At 34.8% G+C, this 20,783-nt stretch carries 17 protein-coding genes; 12 read left to right on the forward strand and 5 right to left on the reverse strand.

All coding sequences use genetic code 11. The features are described from left to right. Position 1: 1 nt before the first annotated feature. From ABE34_RS08745 to pyrE, 4 genes are read left to right on the forward strand one after another with little or no spacing between them, the layout of a single operon-like run. Complete coding sequence (locus ABE34_RS08745) at positions 2–775, forward strand: dihydroorotate dehydrogenase electron transfer subunit (protein WP_197141796.1); 774 nt, start codon at positions 2–4, stop codon at positions 773–775. After that, a complete protein-coding gene (locus ABE34_RS08750; RefSeq protein WP_197141797.1) occupies positions 772–1,686 on the forward strand; it encodes a dihydroorotate dehydrogenase in 915 nt (304 codons plus the stop codon). Before ABE34_RS08745 ends, ABE34_RS08750 begins: the two co-directional genes overlap by 4 nt. Continuing rightward, on the forward strand, positions 1,683–2,387 hold the full coding sequence (gene pyrF, locus ABE34_RS08755) for an orotidine-5'-phosphate decarboxylase (RefSeq protein WP_197141799.1): 705 nt from the start codon (positions 1,683–1,685) through the stop codon (positions 2,385–2,387). The genes ABE34_RS08750 and pyrF overlap by 4 nt, the downstream gene beginning before the upstream one ends. A 2-nt stretch (positions 2,388–2,389) precedes the next feature. Further along, positions 2,390–3,019, forward strand: a complete 630-nt coding sequence (gene pyrE / locus ABE34_RS08760) for an orotate phosphoribosyltransferase (protein WP_197141801.1) — start codon at positions 2,390–2,392, stop codon at positions 3,017–3,019. Positions 3,020–3,306: 287 nt separating this feature from the next. On the opposite strand, the gene ABE34_RS08765 is transcribed toward pyrE, so the two are convergent. Then, the gene (locus ABE34_RS08765) at positions 3,307–4,836 is read right to left on the reverse strand and encodes a cardiolipin synthase (protein WP_197141803.1); all 1,530 of its coding nucleotides are present in this window, start codon (positions 4,834–4,836) and stop codon (positions 3,307–3,309) included. 1,173 nt (positions 4,837–6,009) lie between these two features. On the opposite strand from ABE34_RS08765, the gene ABE34_RS08770 reads away from it, so the two are divergent. The 8 genes from ABE34_RS08770 (at position 6,010) to ABE34_RS08805 (ending at position 16,703) form a co-directional block, all read left to right on the forward strand. Continuing rightward, positions 6,010–7,005 (forward strand): ABC transporter ATP-binding protein, encoded by a 996-nt coding sequence (locus ABE34_RS08770; protein ID WP_197141804.1) that lies wholly within the window; start codon positions 6,010–6,012, stop codon positions 7,003–7,005. Positions 7,006–7,009: 4 nt separating this feature from the next. Further along, complete coding sequence (locus ABE34_RS08775; RefSeq protein ID WP_197141806.1) at positions 7,010–7,999, forward strand: ABC transporter ATP-binding protein; 990 nt, start codon at positions 7,010–7,012, stop codon at positions 7,997–7,999. Positions 8,000–8,060: 61 nt separating this feature from the next. Beyond that, the gene (opp4A, locus tag ABE34_RS08780; RefSeq protein ID WP_197141808.1) at positions 8,061–9,785 is read left to right on the forward strand and encodes an oligopeptide ABC transporter substrate-binding protein; all 1,725 of its coding nucleotides are present in this window, start codon (positions 8,061–8,063) and stop codon (positions 9,783–9,785) included. 83 nt (positions 9,786–9,868) lie between these two features. Next, positions 9,869–10,834 (forward strand): oligopeptide ABC transporter permease, encoded by a 966-nt coding sequence (gene opp4B / locus ABE34_RS08785; protein WP_197141810.1) that lies wholly within the window; start codon positions 9,869–9,871, stop codon positions 10,832–10,834. A 12-nt stretch (positions 10,835–10,846) separates the two neighbouring features. Beyond that, on the forward strand, positions 10,847–11,755 hold the full coding sequence (opp4C, locus tag ABE34_RS08790) for an oligopeptide ABC transporter permease (protein WP_197141812.1): 909 nt from the start codon (positions 10,847–10,849) through the stop codon (positions 11,753–11,755). Between the two features lie 377 nt (positions 11,756–12,132). Further along, the gene (locus tag ABE34_RS08795; RefSeq protein WP_170938911.1) at positions 12,133–12,273 is read left to right on the forward strand and encodes a hypothetical protein; all 141 of its coding nucleotides are present in this window, start codon (positions 12,133–12,135) and stop codon (positions 12,271–12,273) included. An 86-nt stretch (positions 12,274–12,359) separates the two neighbouring features. Further along, positions 12,360–15,407 (forward strand): lantibiotic dehydratase, encoded by a 3,048-nt coding sequence (locus ABE34_RS08800; RefSeq protein ID WP_197141814.1) that lies wholly within the window; start codon positions 12,360–12,362, stop codon positions 15,405–15,407. 78 nt (positions 15,408–15,485) lie between these two features. Then, positions 15,486–16,703 carry a lanthionine synthetase C family protein gene (locus ABE34_RS08805; RefSeq protein WP_197141816.1) on the forward strand — a complete coding sequence of 406 codons (1,218 nt, stop codon included), beginning with the start codon at positions 15,486–15,488 and terminating at the stop codon, positions 16,701–16,703. A gap of 206 nt (positions 16,704–16,909) precedes the next feature. On the opposite strand, the gene ABE34_RS08810 is transcribed toward ABE34_RS08805, so the two are convergent. Genes ABE34_RS08810 through ABE34_RS08825 form a run of 4 tightly spaced genes read right to left on the reverse strand, consistent with a single transcriptional unit; the run spans position 16,910 to position 20,748 of the window. Further along, positions 16,910–17,836 (reverse strand): ABC transporter ATP-binding protein, encoded by a 927-nt coding sequence (locus tag ABE34_RS08810; RefSeq protein WP_197141817.1) that lies wholly within the window; start codon positions 17,834–17,836, stop codon positions 16,910–16,912. After that, on the reverse strand, positions 17,829–18,884 hold the full coding sequence (locus ABE34_RS08815; protein ID WP_197141818.1) for an ABC transporter ATP-binding protein: 1,056 nt from the start codon (positions 18,882–18,884) through the stop codon (positions 17,829–17,831). The genes ABE34_RS08810 and ABE34_RS08815 overlap by 8 nt, the downstream gene beginning before the upstream one ends. A gap of 14 nt (positions 18,885–18,898) precedes the next feature. Next, positions 18,899–19,819: an ABC transporter permease gene (locus ABE34_RS08820; protein WP_206700716.1), complete on the reverse strand. Its 921-nt coding sequence runs from the start codon at positions 19,817–19,819 to the stop codon at positions 18,899–18,901. Then, positions 19,819–20,748 (reverse strand): ABC transporter permease subunit, encoded by a 930-nt coding sequence (locus tag ABE34_RS08825; RefSeq protein WP_197141819.1) that lies wholly within the window; start codon positions 20,746–20,748, stop codon positions 19,819–19,821. The genes ABE34_RS08820 and ABE34_RS08825 overlap by 1 nt, the downstream gene beginning before the upstream one ends. Between the last annotated feature and the right edge of the window lie 35 nt (positions 20,749–20,783).

Below are 20,783 nucleotides of genomic sequence, written 5' to 3' on the forward strand. Positions count from 1 at the left end.
TATGATTCGTCAAGAGAAAATGACGGTCGTCTCTCAAAAGCAAATTGCGACAAACATTTTCGAATTGACACTTTGTGGAGAACTGGTTCAGGATATGACACCTGGCCAGTTTGTCCATGTAAAGGTGTCAGATTCAATGGAGCCGCTTTTACGTCGACCAATTAGTATTGCAAACATAAATAAAGACAACAACGAATTTACAATGATTTATCGCGCGGAAGGTCGCGGAACTCAAGTGTTAGCGACAAATCGTGAAGGGCAGCTTGTCAATGTCCTTGGTCCGATCGGTAATGGGTTCCCAGTAGAAGCAGTAAAAGAGGGAGGCACAGCCCTACTAGTTGGTGGAGGAATCGGAGTACCTCCATTACACGAGCTTTCCAAGCAATTGAACGCACGTGGTGTAAAAACAATTCATGTCCTTGGCTTTCAAACGGAAGATGTATGCTTCTATGAGGAAAAATTCAGTGCCCTTGGAGAAACGCATTATGTAACGGTTGACGGCTCTAAAGGAACTAAAGGCTTTGTGACAAATGTTTTAGAGTCTCGAGCACCGGAGTTCGATGTCTTTTATTCTTGCGGTCCTCTACCGATGTTAAAAGCACTTGAAGGCTTCTATCCAGAAAAAGAAGGTTATTTATCATTTGAAGAGCGTATGGGCTGCGGTATCGGTGCTTGTTTCGCTTGTGTATGTAAAACAACAGACCAAGTAGCAAAAGACTATGTCAAAGTATGCTCTGACGGTCCAGTTTTCCCGAAAGGTACGGTGGCATTATGAGTCGTTTAAACATTCAATTACCAGGTTTAGATTTAAAAAATCCAATAATGCCAGCTTCCGGCTGCTTTGGCTTTGGACGTGAATATGCACAGCTTTATGATTTATCTAAGCTTGGCGCTATTATGATTAAAGCTACGACTGTGGAAACACGTCCTGGCAATCCAACTCCACGTGTCGCAGAAACAGCGGCAGGGATGTTGAATGCCATTGGTTTACAAAATCCCGGCATCGAAAAAGTAATGAACGAAGAATTAAAGTTTCTAGAAGCATATGATGTGCCAATTATTGCAAATGTTGCTGGTACAGAGACAGCTGACTACGTAGAAGTAGCGCAACGCATTTCTACTGCATCTAATGTGAAAGCATTAGAGCTTAACATTTCTTGCCCGAACGTTAAATGTGGTGGTATTCAATTTGGTACAGACCCTGCAACTGCACGTGAGCTAGTGGCAGCTGTCAAAGCTGTTTCTGAAGTGCCTGTATACGTGAAATTGTCTCCTAACGTAACGAATATCGTAGAAATTGCACAAGCTGTTGAAGCGGGTGGTGCAGATGGCATTACAATGATTAATACACTAATCGGTATGCGTTTAGACGAGCGTACAGGTAAGCCAGTGATTGCCAATGGTACAGGCGGCTTATCAGGTCCTGCCGTAAAGCCAGTGGCGATTCGTATGGTCTATGAGGTGTATAAGGCTGTCAATATTCCGATAATTGGGATGGGTGGCGTGTCAGAAGCACAGGATGTTATAGACTTTATGTCGGCCGGCGCATCTGCAGTTGCTGTAGGAACAGCAAACTTTGTGGATCATTTCGTTTGTCCAACTATAATTGATGAACTACCAGCAAAGCTCGATCAATTAGGAGTAGAGCATATTTCAGAAATTATCGGAAGGAGCCACCGTTCATGAATACAAAACCAATACTTGCACTAGATTTCCCTGGAGAAACAGAAGTAGTTAACTTTCTAAAACATTTTAATGAGCCTCTTTTCGTGAAAATTGGTATGGAATTATATATGCAGGAAGGCCCAGATATTGTCCGTAAAGTAAAAGATCTAGGTCATGATATTTTCCTTGATTTAAAGCTACACGATATTCCTAATACAGTTGGCTCTGCTATGAAAGGTCTAGCAAAATTAGGGGTAGATTTAGTCAACGTTCATGCGGCAGGCGGACGTCCGATGATGGAGGCAGCACTTGAGGGGCTTGAAGCGGGTACTCCTGCAGGGCGTGAACGTGCGGCATTAATTGCTGTAACACAGCTGACTTCTACAACAGAAGAGCAAATGCAAGCAGAGCAAAAAATTGCTTTATCTCTACAGGAATCAGTATTACATTACGCAAGCTTAACAAAACAAGCTGGTTTAAATGGTGTTGTCTGCTCCGTACATGAAGCAAAAGCGATTGCTGAAGTGTGCGGTGGAGATTTCTTACGTGTAACACCTGGTATTCGATTAGCAGGTGGCGACGCACACGATCAAAAACGCATCGCAACACCAGACGGCGCAAAACGTGACGGTTCTTCGTTAATCGTCGTTGGGCGCGCCGTTACAGGTGCACAAGATCCAGTAGCAGCATATAAAATCGTAAGTGAATTATGGGAGGCATAAATATGACATTACAAAATGAAATCGCACACGCAATGTTAAAAGTAGGCGCAGTCGAACTAAATCCAACAGAACTATTCACATGGGCATCAGGCATTAAATCCCCAATTTACTGTGACACACGCCTAACAATTTCTGACCCTGTCATTCGTAAGCAATTAGCAAACGGTCTAGCATCTCTTATTAGAGAAAACTTTGGACCAACAGAAATCGTAGCAGGTACAGCAACAGCAGGCATTCCACATGCCGCTTGGGTAAGTGATATTTTAGATTTACCGATGGTTTATGTACGCTCTAAAGCAAAAGAGCATGGCCGTGGTAACCAAATCGAAGGAAAATACGCAGCAGGTCAAAAAGTCGTAGTAGTAGAAGATATCGTTTCTACAGGCGGCTCATCGATTACAGCTGTAGAAGCCTTACGCGCAGCAGGCTGTGAAGTACTAGGCGTTGTATGTGTCTACACATACAATCTTCCACGTGCTGAACAAGCATTTGAAGAGGCAGGCATTCAATATGTATCGCTAACAAATTTCGATTATTTAATTGAAGCAGCAAATGAATCAGGTGCTATTCAAGAAGGAGACATTCCATTCTTAAAAGACTGGCATGGAAAGTTAAAAGCAGGCGAGCTTTAATGAAAAAAAGGGTGGTATGATAATTTATTCATACCACCCTTTCATTTGTTGAAACGCTATTGAAATTAAGGTGTCCTGTTAAATAAAGTTAGTCCTTGATCAAAACGAGGGGTTGATTTCCGTTAGGCTGGGCGCATTGTTGCTGTCGATCTTTAATTTAGTTTTATCGAAACACTTTCAAGAATTATCGACCAAATTTTGAAGTTTATCGACCAACTTTCACGTTTTATCGACCAAATTTTGAAGTTTATCACCCAACTTTTCATTTTTATCGACATCCAATAAATCTACAGTAGTGGAGAAATGAGTCGCATAAGAGATTCAAGCATGCGTTTTTGAATACTTCGCTTTTGAAATGACGCCCATGTCATTTCAATGGAGTCTTTAAAATCTTGTTCAAAATCATTTTTTATATTTAGAACTGTTTTAGTTTCATATAAGACTGCAATGAGTTCATAATTAAGCTCAAAACTACGAATATCCATATTTGCTGTACCAATTGTTGCAACTTCATCATCAACAAGAACAATCTTTGCATGCATAAACGCATCATTAAGGCGGTAAATGGAGACACCTGCTTTTAATAGTGGTGTAAAGTATGATTGGGATGCTTGATCACTAATGATGCTATCGCCTTTTCCAGGATATAAAATACGGACATCTACGCCGGAAAGTGCGCTCAAACGTAATAATGTTAATGTTTCCTGATCAGGAATGAAGTATGGAGTAGCAATCCAAATAGACTTTTGTGCAGAGCCCATAATTTTCAATAAAGCATTTCGAATATTTGTATCTTCTGAGCTAGGTCCACTCGCAACGATTTGTACGGCACCTTCTGCTTGATGTACTTTTTGACTTGGAAAGTATGTGCTGTTCATAAAGTGATTCCAAGACTCAGTATTTAAACTACTAGTGGCATAGAGATAATCTTCTAGGAAAATGGCCTGCAGCTTATATAATGCTCTTCCTTCTATTTTTAAATGGCTATCACGCCAAATAGGAAATTTCTTCGATCGACTAAGATATTCATCCCCGACATTGAGTCCACCTGTAAACCCAATTGCCCCATCTACAATAACAATTTTACGGTGATTACGATAATTGACGGTTTCTAATAGCCAAGGTGAAAGAATAGAATCAAACTCGACTACTTCAATTCCGGCGTCTTTCATTGGTTGTAAGAAACGCCTACGTAATTTACTACTTCCAAGTCCATCGTAAAGAAAGCGTATGATCACACCAGATTTTGCTTTTCTTATTAAGGCATCTCGAATTGAAGTACCGATTTCATCGGATCGATAAATATAGTATTGAATATGAATATGATGTGTAGCATTTTCAATTGCTTGTAGGATTTCAGTAAATGTTTCATCTCCGTTTGTTAAGAGTTTTGTTGCTGTATCATTAGCAACAGGACCGCCGCCAAATTTTTGGATAACTTGTGCTAAATAGGTGGATCGTTCATTTAAAGGGCAAGAGGATTCTAAATTAAAATTTCTTCCTGCTAAAAGTTCACGGAATAACTTTCTTTTTTCTTCTGAACGAGATAAATGTTTCTTTCTTCTCCAGCGACTTCTTCCGAATAGTAAGTACAGCAGTAAACCGATAACAGGGAGGATAGTTAATACTAAAAACCAAGCAAATGTACTTTGCGGGGAACGATTTTCAATAAAAATAATGAAGGCAATCCCAATAAGTGTGATAGGCCATAGTAAGCCGATTAAGGTAGATAAGGGAATAATGGACTTATTTAAAAATATGAGCATAATTGCTGCTATTGAAAATACAAATAGCAATTGGACAACGCGATTTTTCATATGTATACATTTCACCTATTCTTTCTTACATATAATCAAGAGAAAGTTGTACGTTAATAGCTTCATGATAAAATGTTTTCTTTTTTTTTACAATAGAGACATTTCTACGCCAACGTGTATTGTTACGTTTTAAGTGTTATGAGCGAATCACATCACTAAAATAACGAGAATTAATCCTCAAGTATTAAAATAGGATCTCCGAAATTACTTAATATAGGAAGTTTCCTTCTTGATTCTTGGGCGGGTAAGACCCCGGGGAACATGAAAATGTAGTCAGCGTTTAAAAGGACAATCACGATAAAAAGAAGCCAAATATTAATGAGGCTGTTTCAAAATGTTGAACTTGGTTTATCTAAAAGGGGCAAGAAAAATAATCTTTGCGCTAGGGATAGTAAAGTTTTATTTTCATTAAATTAAAACGGAATCAGAATTAAAATCTATTTATACAAAAAAATTATTTATTTATTACATAAAAAAATTAAGAAGAAGTCCGTAAAAAAGTCCCTTGAGAAATTGGATCAAATTATTTTTCTGCGGTAACATTATGTGCTTCAGGGAGTTAATGCGATAAATGAAAAAAATTATACATTAATAGTGATTGGTTAATGAGGATAAATATGGAAATTTATAAAAATTCGGTTAAAAAGCTTTAATTATAATGAAATTCTAATAAATTTAAATATTGAAAGGGGGATTATAAAAGGGTAAATCAATCATTTACTATATCGTGATAATAAAAAAATAATACTTTAAACCGATAAAGTGAAAATTGAACAAGTTTTCATCTAAGAGAAAAATAAATTTATTGAGAAAAATCGGAATAGTTGTATGGTTTATTTTGTATATAAGAATATAAGAAATGTAAAAATTCTCTTGATTATATGTGTGATTTCTATATAAAATGATAGCATACTTAATTATCTGAATATTATATCATTTGGTACTTATAAGAAAATCTTTATAAAGAAGAAATAATGTTTTAAAAGTATTGTAAATTGATGATTTTTTATTTTGATATGATTGTAAAATAAGTTTATCGAAATCGACATTTTTTTCGGAATATTAAATCAATAAAACCTGAAAGTGATTTTTTGTAAAAAATGACGCGCAGTATCTAACTCACTACATTTGCAGCAGTAGTTAAATAAAAACTTTTAAAAGGTGTGATATGAAATGAGCTTAATGTTAGAAGTGAAAAACCTTAAAACTGGCTTTGATATAGATGGAGAAATATATCATGCCGTGGATGATGTTTCATTTTCGGTTAAATCAGGTCAGATCGTTGGGGTAGTTGGCGAATCAGGCTGTGGAAAAAGTGTAATGTCTCTTTCTATTATGCAACTTCTTCCCAAAGGAATTGGTCAAATCACGGGCGGAGAAATAAAATTCCATGGGAAAAACATAGAAAGTCATTCGAGCGATGAGATGAATAAAATTAGGGGAAAAGATATAAGCATGATTTTCCAAGAACCTATGACATCCTTAAACCCAGTTTTTACTATAGGCTCACAAATTGAAGAAATCATGCTTAATCATAGTAAGATTTCTAAGGCTGAGGCTAAAGATAAAGCGATTGGATTATTAAAACAGGTTGGTATTCCACGAGCTGAAAAAATTATAGATGAATACCCTCATCAATTGTCAGGCGGTATGAGACAAAGAGTAATGATTGCTATCGCCATCGCTTGTCATCCTAGACTTTTAATAGCGGATGAACCAACTACTGCACTTGATGTAACTGTGCAGGCTCAAATATTAGATTTATTGAAAAATATTCAAGAAGAAAATAACATGTCTATTGTATTAATAACTCACGATTTAGGTGTAGTCGCGGAAATGTGTGATGAAGTAATTATTATGTATGCAGGGAAGATTGTAGAACGAACAAATGTTGATAATTTGTTTCACAATCCCAAGCACCCATATACAAAACTCTTGATGGCGTCGATTCCGAGGATAGATATAGAAGTGAATGAGTTAACCACTATTAAAGGTATAGTACCTTCTTTAAAAAATATGCCTCAATTAGGCTGCCGTTTTGTTGATAGATGCCCATCGGCTATACCTGAATGTAGCAAGGTTACGCCGCAACTTGCCAACGTGGGTGACAATCATGAAGTTTCTTGTTTACTTTTTGAAGGCTGCAATTCTAGAAAGGGCGTGAGCTGACAACATGGAGCAAACAACAATGAAACAAAATAGCGAAAATTTATTGGAGTTAATTGATTTAAAAACTTATTACCCAATTAAAGGTGGGTTTTTCAAACATACGGTTGGCTTTGTTAAAGCTGTTGATAATATTTCTTTTTCCATAAAAAGCGGTGAAACATTAGGATTAGTTGGCGAATCGGGTTGTGGAAAATCTACAACTGGTCGCACTATTTTAAGATTGTTAGATTCAACGGATGGAAAAATCATTTTTAACGGCCAGGATATTACAAAATCACATGGGAAATCATTAAGGGAAATAAGGAAAGATATCCAAATGGTATTTCAAGATCCCTATGCATCGTTAAACCCGATGCAAATGGTAGGTAGTATCATAGCTGAACCGATCATGAATTTCCATAAAAGATCACTGAAATCTTTAAAAAAAGAAGTGATGGAGCTCTTACAAAAAGTAGGTTTACCTGAAGATGCTTATTACAAGTATGCACATGAATTTTCAGGTGGTCAGCGTCAACGGATTGGTATTGCGAGAGCACTTGCACTTAGACCAAAACTAATTATAGCAGATGAACCAGTTTCAGCCTTAGACGTATCTGTACAATCTCAGGTTCTGAATCTGCTAAAAGAGTTACAAGATGAGTTTGACTTAACATTTTTATTCATCGCTCATGATTTAAGTGTTGTAAAACATATGAGTGATCGAATCGGTGTTATGTATTTAGGAAATATTGTGGAGATTGCAGATAAGGAACATATTTATGAGGAACCATTGCACCCTTATACACAGGCATTAATCTCCGCAATACCGGTACCTGATCCAAGGAAAAAGAGTAGTCGTATAGTATTAGAAGGGGATATCCCTAGTCCGGCTAATCCGCCAAAGGGGTGTCCTTTCCATCCACGGTGTCCGAAGGCAATGGAAGAGTGTTCATTATCAAAACCAACTTTAAAGGAGGTGAAGCAAGGGCATAGAGTTGCGTGCCATTTATATTAAAAAATAACAAAAAGAATAGTGTAATAATTATTTTCAAAATAAAAATCAAGGGGGATAAAGAATGAAAAAATCAGCATTATGGTCTTTCATGCTTATGCTAGTTATGGCTTTATTTTTAGCTGCATGTAATAGCGACAACTCAACAACTGACAAAGATAAGGAAAAAGACAAGGGGGATTCCACGAAGACTAGTGAAACAGCAAAAGGTGGAGTTGTAACTTTTGGTACTGACCAAGCACCTGAAGGTGTATATGATCCGGCCTTTAGTGGAAGTATTGTAGATTCTTATATCCAAAATTTCACAACGGATGGTATTTATGATGTAAATGATAACTTAGAATATGTTCCTAATTTAGCAACTTGGGACATTAGTGAGGATAAATTAACGTATACGTTTAACCTTAAGAAAGGTGTAAAATGGCACAATGGTGAGGAGCTAACTGCTGATGACTGGGTATTTGCATTAGAGACACTAGCTGATAAGGATTACGATGGCCCACGATACAATTATGTTGAGAATATCAAAGGTGCAGCAGCAAAAAAAGCAGGGAAAGCTGACAAAATCGAAGGTATTGAAGTCGTTGATCCCTACACTGTAAAAATTACTTTTGAAAAAGTGAAAATTAATAACCTAGAAAACCTTTGGCAGTATCCTATGCCAAAGAAACATTATGAAGGTATTGCTGTTAAAGATTTAGGCGAATCGAAACAAGTTCGTGAAAATCCTGTTGGAGTAGGACCTTTTAAAGTGAAAAAGGTTGTAGACGGTGAATATTCTGAATTAGAGCGTTTTGATGATTACTGGAAGGGCAAGCCACAGCTTGATGGGGTAATTGTAAAAGTAATTGACCCATCATTGGCAGCTGGTGCGTTCCAAAACGGAGAAATTGACATCATGGACATTAAACCACAAGCTGTAAAAGAATTGTCAGCATTAGATAACGTACGCATTGAAGAAACGAATGGTGTAAGTTACTCATATATCGGTCTTCGTTTTGGTCATCGTGATAAAGCTACTCTTAAAAATGTAGCAGATTTTGATAAGTTTAAATCAAAAGAATTGCGTCAAGCACTATTATACGCAATTAACCGTCCAGCAATGATCGATGCTTTCTTAGAAGGAAAAGCTGATGTTGCGAATACTGTAGTTCCACGTGCCTTCTGGACTGCTGCAAAGGAATCTGACTTAAATAAATATGAATACAATGCAGAAAAGGCTAAAGAGCTACTTAAATCTGCTGGTTATGTAGATACAGATGGCGATGGATTTGTGGAAGATCCTAAAGGTAAACCATTTAAAATTTCGTTTGGTCACTATGCAGGTCCTGCTGCCTTCGAAGGTCGCTCTCAAGCAATTATTCAAGCTTGGAATGATATCGGAGTGAAAACAGAATTAGCTACTGGTACATTAATAGAATTTAACTTATATAATGATATGAAAGATAATGATGATGCTGCACTAGAAGCATTCTTCGGTTCTTGGAGTACAGGTGCAGATCCTGACCCATCTGGATTATGGGGTAACGATGCAGAATGGAACTATGGTCGCTATGTAGATGCTAAGAATCAAGATTTATTAGAAAAAGGCTTAAATGAAGAAGCATTTGACAAAGATAAGCGTATGGAGACTTATGTGGAATGGCAAAAATACTTCAATGAAGAATTACCAGCCCTTCCATTGTGGGAAAATTTAGATTTATATGGCATTAATAATCGATTACAAGGTGTTCATATCAACGCTGTTGGTTTCCAAACAGATGTTTACAAATGGCACATTAAGGAATAAATTGTAAACTAACTAAACCTACTAACTAGGTCCACTTCATGAATTGGGCCTAGTTAGTAAATTTCTAGATAAGGAGACGTCATATGCTTCAATACACACTTCGAAGATTACTAGGCATGATCCCATTGCTACTCCTTATTTCGTTGGTGGTATTCTTTTTAGCTAAAATGATGCCAGGAGATCCGTTTGGTGGAGAAATCAATCCGTCTAATACGAATCCACAATACATCGAAGAAATGAGAGAAAAATTAGGCTATAATGATCCGGTTATCAAGCAATATGGTAGATGGATTTCTAATTTTGCACAAGGGGATTTTGGAAAATCGACTGTTTATAAAAAACCAGCAGCAGAGATTATTGCTCAGAGGATACCTAATACAATATTTTTGGCATTAACATCATTAATTTTCACGTACATTTTTGCGTTTCTTATGGGCATGTATGCGGGAAGAAAACCTTATACACTTGGGGATAATTTGATTGCGACTTATAACTATTTAGCTTTAGCAATTCCATCATTTGTTGCAGGGATTGTTGCTATTTACTTTTTCTCCTTTAAACTAGGATGGTTCCCTTTCAACGGATCCGTAGGTGTAGGCATGGAAGCAGGAACTTTGGAATATTACCTGAGTAGGTTCCATCATGTTTTATTACCGGCACTTATATTAGGATTAATGGGAACGGCGTCCTATACACAATTTTTACGAAATGACATTATTGAAAATAGTAGAAAAGATTTTGTCAGAACTGCAAGAGCAAAAGGAACAAAGGAAACAAAAATTTATAACAAACATATTTTACGCAATTCAATCATTCCGATTATTACGTTTCTTGGTTTTGATATCGCAACATTGATCAGTGGCGCAGTAATAACAGAAACGATCTTTACTTATCCAGGAGTAGGAGCACTTTTCTTAGAATCAGTTGGAAGAAGAGATTATGCAGTGATGATGTCGATAACTATGTTACTTTCGTTTTTAACACTTTTTGGAAATTTGGTAGCGGATATATTATATGGTGTGGTAGATCCGCGTATTAGACTAGATTAAGGAGGGGGTATTATGACATTGGTAACTGATCAAGAAGTTATAACTCCAAAAACACCGAAAAAAAGCCCCTCGCCATGGGTGATAGCGAGACGGAAGTTCTTTAAAAATAAATTAGCGATGATTAGTCTTATCTTTTTACTAATAGTTATCATTCTATCTTTTTTAGCTCCATATATTACAACAAAAGATATTGTACGTGTCGACTTTATGAAAATTAGTCTACCTCCATCAAGTGAGCATTGGTTAGGAACGGATACGAATGGACGTGATGTTTTTACTAGAATGCTCTACGCTGGAAGATCATCTTTAACAGTTGGATTGGGCTGTATGATTTTTATTGTAGTGATTGGAACTATTGTTGGCTCGATTTCAGGGTATTTTGGGGGAAAAATAGATCAAATGTTAATGCGATTTACTGATTTCGTATTAATGTTTCCATTTTTAGTATTCGTTATTGTTATAAATACGATCCTTTCAGGAAAAATATCTGGTTTATGGACATTAATAATTGTTATTTCGCTTTTAAGCTGGGGAGGTGTTGCAAGGATAGTGCGTAGTAGGGTGCTAGCTGAAAAGGAAAATGAATATATATTAGCAGCGCAATCAATTGGATGTAAACCTTCAAAAATAATCATTAAGCACTTATTGCCAAACGTAGCCTCGACAATTATTGTACAAGCTACATTATTAATGGCCGTAACCATAGTTGCTGAATCCAGTTTAAGCTTTTTAGGATTTGGTGTACCAGCTGATACTCCGAGCTGGGGCAATATGTTATTTGAGGCTAGAAACTCAGAAGTACTGAAGGGTAAGCTTTGGATGTGGGTACCACCTGCAATAGCCATTTCATTAGTTATTTTGTCAATCAACTTTATTGGGGAAGGATTAAAGGATGCATTAAATCCAAAATCAAGAAGGTAAGTGGCGCATACTGCTGCCACCTAGCGCAAGAAGAAAGCGCACCAATATACGACAATTGTCTTTATGCGCTATATTTTCATCGCATGTTAAAAGTGACAAGAAGCTGATCGAAAACATTTGGCAATATGTTTTATGAACATATAAGCGACATCGATTCCTGGCAGCAAAATGAACAAATGGTTGGCCTCAACCTAGTTGTTCCAAGTAATGTCTGGCCATCTCAGGATACTAGAGTTGAGTATTAATTAAAGATATTTTTCATAGGAATAAATTTTCTGTATATTCTAAAAGAAATAACTTGCAAATTTATTTCCTTTTTATTACAATTAAGGTATAGTTTTCAAAATATTATGTTTTTGAAGGAGGTGAATTGGTAAATGGAAAGAGATATTTTTGATTTAGATTTAAAAGTATCAGAAGTAAGCCCACAGATCTCGCATCCAGAACAAGAACTACCAAGTTCTAAAGATGCTAACGCTAACCTTTCTTTTAAGCCACCTTGTCCTATAAGACCATAACTATAAATGCGGTGAAAAGTACTTTCTTTTCGCCGCTTTATATTTTTACTAAATTTGAAATTTTAATAGAATAGGGAGGTTAAATTATGAAAAAAGACTGGAATATATTAGATTTAAGTGTTGTGAGAACCCCATTATTCCCACTTTCATTTTATATGAGTAAATTATCTTTAGAAACAAATCCAGATAATATTATACATTTAGTTCTGAATAATCAAGTTATTAAAGAAGCAATATATTTTGCTAATCCAAATCTCTTAAATGAAATAGAAAAATATAATAATAAAAGTGATAAGAAAAAAAGAAATATTATAACCTCTTTATATAAATACCTTGCAAGAATTTCTACAAAATCAACTCCATTTGGACTTTTTTCAGGAGTTCAAGAAGTTTCGCGAAAAAATACTTCATATACCTCTTTAAATAATCAAACAGAAAAAAAACATAATAAATATATAAGAGTAGATTCAATGTGGTTACTAGGTGTAATAGAAAAAATAGAAGTTCAGGAACAATTGTGGGATTTTATAAATGTTAAATTTGTGGATATGTATTTATTTGAGGGAGATAGGATATTTTTCCCGTACAAAACGATGTACGGACAATTTGATAGATATAAAGAACAAGGTGAAAAAAACGGCTTTTCTATTCGCAATAACGAGCTAATTAATAAAATAAGGTTAATCGCAACTGACTTTATTCCACTTTCTGTTTTGTTATTTGAGCTAAAAAATATTTATACGGATATTAATGTGACTGAAATTAAATCTTATTTGAAACAATTAATATCCCTTGAAATATTACATACAAATTTGCGTCCAAATTTAACAAATGCAAATAGTCTAGATGATTTATTATTATTTTTTAAAAGGTTTAATTTATCAGATCAGCCAATGTTTCAATTGCTTTATAAAATACAAGAATGTATTTCAGAATATTCGGATTTAGAATTAGGTAAGTTTGAAAGTGTTGAGTTATTGAATGAAATAAAGGTGAAAATGGAGGATTTATATAAATGTAAAGATTATTTACATATAGATTTAAAATTTGAAAGTGATTATGAGCTTCCGAGAAACTTTAATGAGGATATAAAGAAAGCAATTGATATATTAAGTCTTTTTTTAATTCATCAAAATCACAATCACAATCAAAGTTTAGAAGCCTTTAAAGAAGTATTTATTGAAAAGTATGGTTACAATACAGAAATAAAATTAGTTGAACTACTATATTCTCTTGAAATTACTGATTATACGACAAAGAATATAACGACAAGAACTTTAGATGAGGTAGAGGATCATACAATTTATAATTATATGGAAAGCTTAATCACGAATGCTTTATTCCAAGGACTTCAAGAATTAGAGATAACTGATAAAGAAATAATAAAGTTTAAACAGTATCAAAAAATAGACTTTTCTTATGTATATGAGTCATTTGATATGCTATTCTCAATAGTCAAAAATAATAATCATGTTTATTTGACAGTTAATAATGATAATTTTTCTGATAATGCAGGTCAAACAATAGGTAGATTTTTCCATTTATTGAGTGAAAAATATACAAAGGAAATAGAAATATTAACTGATTTTGAAAAGAATCTTTATGGAGATAATTATGAGATAGCTGAAGTTGGTTGTCAAAGTGTCTACGGAAGAGCCTCTAATATACGTTCAACTATAAATCCTAGGGATCATGAATTACCTATTCTTTCAGGTTTCTCTAAATTAAAAAATAATATTAAAATTGATGCGATTATTTCTGGCATTAATGATTATGGAGAATTATATTTGAAAAATTCTGATACAAATAACTTTATTGTTCCTAAAACAACAAATATGTTAAATGGCGTAAATTATTTTCCTAAGGTCTATAAATTTTTATTAGACGTAGGAAAAGAAGGGGAGATTCCTTTTCAAACTTTCTTTCCGATTTTTTATAATAAATTTGTATTTACTCCTAGAATCAGATATAAAAATATTGTTTTGTCTAAAAAACAATGGAGAATTGATTTGTATATTCTACAGTTAGAGAAGCAGTTCAAATATGAGGATTGGGAATATGCAATTTCCAAATGGAGAGAAATGTACAAAGTTCCAAGAATAGTTGAAATGAAAAATTTAGATTCTACAATTTATTTTAATTTAGATAATTCATTGCATTTAAATATTTTACGAAAAGAATTTTCTACATCAAATAAGCTTATTTTTACTGAAGTAGACTATGGAATTGATATTAACTCTATAAACGAAAATCAATTTAAAGAAGAATTAACAGTATCTGTATTGAATAAAAGGAGTATTAAAAAGAAATTTAGTACACTGCATAATAATTCGGAAATTAAGAGGAAGATCATTCCGGGTGATGATTGGATTTATTATAAACTTTATATCAAAGAAGATTATCAAGATGAGTTATTAATAAAGTCTATATTACCATCTATGAATAAATTATTGAAAGAAAATAAGATATATTCTTATTTCTATGTAAGATATAAAGATTCTCATCCTCATATTAGGCTGAGAATAAAAGTGGACTCAACAAATTTCAATTTTGTATTTTCATTTATGTATGATTGGATAAAAATATATATTGAAGAGAATTTTATTAATAGTTTAAGTATTGATACGTATTATCCAGAATATATGAGATATGGTGGACATCGATTGGAAGAACAATTTCATGAAGTATTTTTTGCAGACAGCCAATATTGTTTAGAGTTATTAAATCTAAACAAAAAAATTGGGGAACCTATTGAGAAAATAATTTTTTATTCGGTAAAGTGTTTATTACAAGATATTGGTTTCGAAAAAGATCAGCAAATTAAACTTCTAAATCGATATTTATACCTACATAGGTTAAATAAAAAAATATTGAAATTGAGTTTCAAAGATAATATTTTAGAAAATTCAAGGATAGATGATTCTAATTTCGAAGCTGAAGAAGTTTCAAAATTTAGAGCATGTTTGCTTAAACAATTCTCTAAAGAGTTAGAAATTGCACAATTAGAGGGGTTTAACATAAATGATATTGTCCTATCAGTAATTCATATGAATGTAAATAGATTAATGATTGTAGATAAAGAAAAAGAAAATCAACTAATGTATAGTTTATTAAAATTTCTTGAGAAAAATTAAAAAACCTTTAAGTGTTTAGTGATCTTCCAACATCATATTACATTTCTTCATAATCTTTATTATTTGGGGGTAAAACCAATGCATACATCTTCTTTAGATCTTCAAAAACAATGTTCAATACTTTTTGAAGAACATTTGAAAAACTTTGCTAACAATACTTTGAAAACAAATTTTGAAGATAAAGGTATTCACACCCTTAGTGATGGGATTCCGGGACTTTGTATTTTTTATGCAAGTTTAAATAAGTTGTATCCGAAAAATGATTGGGACTATTATGCACACAGGCATTTAGAAATATTAAATAAAAAGATAGACTTTAATAGTATAGGTGTTTCACTTTACAGTGGAATAAGTGGAATTGGGGCATCGGTTTTATCTTTAGCAAAAGAGGGTAGATACCAACAATACTTAAAATCATTAAATGAAGTTTTAGAAAATCGAATAAGAAAATTACTAAATGAATTCCCTTCACAATATGACGTCTCAACATATGATGTATTTTCTGGAATAACAGGTGTAGTTAGATATATGCTGTTTTTTAAAGAAAATAATAATATGAATCAGTTAATAAAAGAACTAGTTAGCAAGATAATATTATTTGCAGAGTATGAAATGGATAGACTTTCTAGTGATTCTGCAAATAAAGATGATTCTGTTAACTTGGGAACTGCGCATGGTTTATCAGGCATCTTATCAATTTTATCAATAGTCAAACTAGAAAAATTTGAAGTTGAAAATTTGAATCTAACTATAGTTAATCTAATAGCATTTTTTGAAAAATATACATTCGAAACCTTAGGTGTACTTACTTTCCCTGAACGCTTACCTTTTATAAATACACCTAGACATAAAAAATATATTAATTCCTCTTGGTGTTACGGTCTAACGGGGATTACTAGGTCAATGATTTTAGCATCTAAGGCAATAGATGATATGTTACTTAAAGAAAAATACATTAATAATTACAATATGTTCCTCGACTCGTTAGATTTAGAGAAAGGAAAGGTTTCTACCGTATTTTGCCACGGTGTTTCAGGGATAATTTATGAAACCTTCTTGATATATAAAGAATCTGGAAATATCAAATTTATTGAACACATTTTAAAGTTACTAACTATATTGCATGTTAATTCAGATTTTAATAATTCCAATTCATTCCCGGATCGCTCGTTAGAAGAAAACTATATTGAATACAAGGAAGGGATTGTAGACGGAACTATAAGTGTATACATCGTAATAGTAGCTATTTTGCTAAATGAAAGGGAAGATATGGATTGGATTTTTTTGAAAAGTTAATTTAGTTAGGAGTTGAATCGCGCATTTAAATTAAAGTACGTATTAAATCCTAAATCAAGAAGGTAATGCTGTAAAACATCTAACACAAAAAATAGAGACACCTTTTAAGGGATTTTTATTGTTTTACTGTAAGGAAAATATAGCGTACTGAAGCAATAAAAAAACTCCCATCACAGTGTGCTTACTGTTGATAGGAGTTAAGGTTATTATCGACTTGCAACCCAAGTTTTCACAAGATCAGCAGTGCCATAAACGTAATGCTGCTCGCCTACTTCATGGTAAGATGCGCTATCGTCAACTTCCGTATGCTTGTACGGAATACGTTGACGGCGTTTTTCTGACATTGGGTCAGGAAGTGGAATTGCTGATAATAATGATTTTGTATACGGATGAACAGGGTGATTGTAAATATCATCTGCTTTTCCGATTTCCATAATTTTACCACGGTACATAACAGCGATACGGTCGCTGATATACTTAACCATCGATAAGTCATGGGCAATGAAAAGATATGTTAGGCCACGTTCTTTTTGTAGTTGTTTTAATAAGTTAACAACTTGCGCTTGGATCGATACGTCAAGTGCTGATATCGGTTCATCGGCGATAATAAACTTTGGATCTAAGCTAAGCGCACGAGCAATTCCAATACGTTGACGTTGGCCGCCAGAGAATTCGTGTGCATAACGGTTTGCATGCTCTTTGTTTAAGCCAACAGCCTCTAACAGCTGATTAACTTTTTCACGACGCTCTTTTTTATCTTTGTAAAGACCGTGAATCGTAAAGCCTTCACTAATAATTTCTCCAGCTGTCATACGCGGATTTAATGAAGCGTATGGATCTTGGAAAATCATTTGCATTTCACGATTAAATTTCTTTAAATCATTTTTAGATTTTTTCCCTTGGACGTTCTCACCATCGAAAATAATTTCACCATCTGTAATGTCGTACAGGCGGATAATGGAACGACCAGTTGTCGATTTACCACAGCCGGATTCTCCAACAAGACCAAGTGTCTCACCTTCGTATACATCGAAGCTAATACCATCGACAGCTTTAATAGGGTTACTTGCTGAACCGAAATGCTGCTTTAAATTTTTAATTTCAAGAATTTTTTTTGTGCTCGATTTAGTCATTTGATTGTGCCTCCTTTGCTAAATATCCTTCAATACGTTTAGCAACCTCATCAGGAAGCGGGATTTTTGGTGCGTCAGGATGCATCAACCAAGTTTTTGCAAAGTGCGTTTCACTTACTTGGAACATCGGTGGTTCTTGCTCATAGTCAATAGCCATTGCAAATTCGTTACGAGCGGCAAACGCATCGCCCTTTGGAGGGTTCGTAAGATCTGGTGGTGAACCAGGAATCGTGCGTAGTAGCTCATCATTATCGTTATCTAAGTCTGGCATTGAACCAAGCAGACCCCATGTATATGGATGCTTAGGATTATAGAAAATATCATAAACAGTACCATATTCGACGATTTGACCTGCATACATAACTGCAACTCGGTCGGCAATGTTTGCAACGACGCCTAAATCGTGAGTAATGAAAATGATAGATGTTTTCGAATTTTTTTGGATTTCTTTCATTAGCTCTAAAATTTGCGCTTGAATTGTAACGTCTAACGCTGTTGTAGGTTCATCGGCAATTAGAAGCTTTGGATCAGCTGCAAGTGCGATGGCAATAACAACACGTTGACGCATACCGCCTGAAAATTCATGCGGGTATTGGTTATAACGTTTTTCAGGGAAGGGGATACCTACCTGCGTTAAAAGTTCGATTGCACGTTTTTTAGCCTCAGCTTTTGATACTTTTTTATGTTGTAAAATAACTTCAGTTATTTGACGTCCGACCTTCATCGTCGGGTTTAAGCTTGTCATTGGATCTTGGAAAATCATTGCAATTTCATTTCCGCGTACTTTTGACATTTCTTTATCACTTAAAGGAACTAAATCACGACCGTTAAATAAAATTTGCCCCGACTCATAAATACCAGGTGGCTGTGGAATTAGTTTCATTAATGCGTTACTCGTAACACTCTTACCAGAACCGGATTCACCAACGATTGCTAGTGTTTCACCTTCTTTTAAGTCAAAGTTTACACCGCGAACTGCGTGAACTAGTCCTGCATACGTTTTAAAGTTTATTTTTAAATCTTTTACTTCTAAAATTGTTTTACTCATTTTCGGCCACCTCCTTATTTACGTAGTTTTGGATCTAATGCATCACGTAAGCCGTCACCAACTGCGTTAAACGCAAAGATTGTTAGTGAAATGAACAATGCAGGGAATATTAAACGCCAAGGAGCATTTGCAATTGCACCATTACCTTCAGAAGCCATTGTTCCCCAAGATGCAAGTGGAGCAGGAACTCCAAGCCCTAAATAACTAAGGAAAGACTCTGTAAAAATAGCGGATGGTACTGTTAATGTCATTGTTACTAAAATTGCACCAAGTGCATTTGGCACTAAATGTTTTATAATTAAATGCCCTGTGCGTGCACCTAAAGTACGAGCAGCCAGTACATATTCTTGGTTTTTAATAGATAAGACTTCACCGCGAACAATACGAGCCATTTGAATCCAACCTGTAATAGATAATGCGATGATCATTGGTACAATACCTGGTTTTAATACTACTAAAAGTACAATAACAACTAAAAGGTAAGGTATAGCTGTTAGAACATCGGCAATACGCATCATTATATTATCAACACGACCGCCTGCTAAACCAGAAATACTTCCCCATAATACGCCAATGATCAAGTCAATAATGGCAGCAGCAAACCCGATTAATAAAGAAATACGAGCGCCAGCCCATACCCGAACGAAAATGTCTCGGCCTAAATCATCTGTACCAAACCAAAATTCTGCCGATGGTGGGGCATTGTAAGAACCTAATTGCTCACTATAGTGGTATTGTGAAAACATTGGCACAAAGGTAGCCATTAAAATAATACCTATTAAAGCGATTAAACCAAAAATCGCCATTTTATTATGAGAAAAACGAAGAAATACTTCCTTCCAAAAGGAGACAGATTTATCAGCTAATTTATCAGTTGCTTCATGATTTCCGCCAACAATTTTGAACTTATCTTTTTCGATTTGTTGCTGTGTCATTACTTTTTCGCTCCTTTCAGCTTAATTCGCGGATCGATTACACTATATAAAATATCTACGATGAATACCGCAAATAAAAGAATGATTGCGTAGAACACGGTTGTCCCCATAACAACTGTATAGTCACGGTTCGTAATACTTTGTACAAAGTGCTTACCTAAACCAGGAACCGCGAAAATTTGCTCTACAATGAAGCTTCCTGTAACAACACCGGCTGTTAATGGACCTAAATAGGTAACAACTGGTAAAAGGGCGTTACGTAAAGTATGGCGGAAGACGACTGTCCATTTGCCTAAACCTTTTGCACGAGCCATTTTTACATAATCGCTATTGTTTTGTTCAAGCATACTTGAACGTGTCAGTTTAGCGATAAAGCCCATATGCGAAAATGCAATAGCTAAGGCTGGCAATATACTATAACTAAAGCCTTTCCATCCACTAATCGGGAATAACTGAAGTTTGTATGCAAGGAAATACTGCATGAGTCCAGCTAAAATGAAAGATGGAACGGAAATTCCGAGCACCGCAAAGGTCGTTGCCAAATAATCTGGGAACTTATTATGATAAAGCGCTGCCACTACACCGATTAATACACCAAATCCAATAGCTAGCAGCATAGCTTCAATCCCTAATGTTAAAGATACCGGGAAGCCTTCTGCAATCATATCATTAGTAGAACGCGCTTTATATTTCATAGATTCACCGAAATCAAAAGTGGCCGCATCGATTAAATAATCTTTGTACTGAATATACCAAGGGTTATTTAATCCATACGTTTCGTTTAACTTTTCCTCTATTTGAGGAGGGAAATTACGTTCAGATGCAAATGGGTTACCAGGAGCAAGACGCAAAAGGAAAAACGTAGCCGTTACGATGACGAAAAGCGCGAGAAGTATATACATCAGCCTTTTCAAAATATATTTAATCACATAAAACTCCTCCTTCTACTTGTCAATTATCTGAC

This window comes from Lysinibacillus sphaericus (assembly GCF_015844675.1).
GTDB classification, from domain to species: domain Bacteria; phylum Bacillota; class Bacilli; order Bacillales_A; family Planococcaceae; genus Lysinibacillus; species Lysinibacillus sphaericus_E.

Coding starts and splice junctions, on each gene's coding strand:
- ABE34_RS08800 (WP_197141814.1), top strand. CDS start 12,360: ATGAAAAAAGACTGGAATATATTAGATTTAAGTGTTGTGAGAACCCCA.
- ABE34_RS08810 (WP_197141817.1), bottom strand. CDS start 17,836: ATGACTAAATCGAGCACAAAAAAAATTCTTGAAATTAAAAATTTAAAG.
- pyrE (WP_197141801.1), top strand. CDS start 2,390: ATGACATTACAAAATGAAATCGCACACGCAATGTTAAAAGTAGGCGCA.
- ABE34_RS08775 (WP_197141806.1), top strand. CDS start 7,010: ATGGAGCAAACAACAATGAAACAAAATAGCGAAAATTTATTGGAGTTA.
- ABE34_RS08770 (WP_197141804.1), top strand. CDS start 6,010: ATGAGCTTAATGTTAGAAGTGAAAAACCTTAAAACTGGCTTTGATATA.
- opp4A (WP_197141808.1), top strand. CDS start 8,061: ATGAAAAAATCAGCATTATGGTCTTTCATGCTTATGCTAGTTATGGCT.
- opp4C (WP_197141812.1), top strand. CDS start 10,847: ATGACATTGGTAACTGATCAAGAAGTTATAACTCCAAAAACACCGAAA.
- ABE34_RS08805 (WP_197141816.1), top strand. CDS start 15,486: ATGCATACATCTTCTTTAGATCTTCAAAAACAATGTTCAATACTTTTT.
- ABE34_RS08815 (WP_197141818.1), bottom strand. CDS start 18,884: ATGAGTAAAACAATTTTAGAAGTAAAAGATTTAAAAATAAACTTTAAA.
- ABE34_RS08750 (WP_197141797.1), top strand. CDS start 772: ATGAGTCGTTTAAACATTCAATTACCAGGTTTAGATTTAAAAAATCCA.
- ABE34_RS08795 (WP_170938911.1), top strand. CDS start 12,133: ATGGAAAGAGATATTTTTGATTTAGATTTAAAAGTATCAGAAGTAAGC.
- ABE34_RS08820 (WP_206700716.1), bottom strand. CDS start 19,819: ATGACACAGCAACAAATCGAAAAAGATAAGTTCAAAATTGTTGGCGGA.
- ABE34_RS08765 (WP_197141803.1), bottom strand. CDS start 4,836: ATGAAAAATCGCGTTGTCCAATTGCTATTTGTATTTTCAATAGCAGCA.
- ABE34_RS08745 (WP_197141796.1), top strand. CDS start 2: ATGATTCGTCAAGAGAAAATGACGGTCGTCTCTCAAAAGCAAATTGCG.
- pyrF (WP_197141799.1), top strand. CDS start 1,683: ATGAATACAAAACCAATACTTGCACTAGATTTCCCTGGAGAAACAGAA.
- opp4B (WP_197141810.1), top strand. CDS start 9,869: ATGCTTCAATACACACTTCGAAGATTACTAGGCATGATCCCATTGCTA.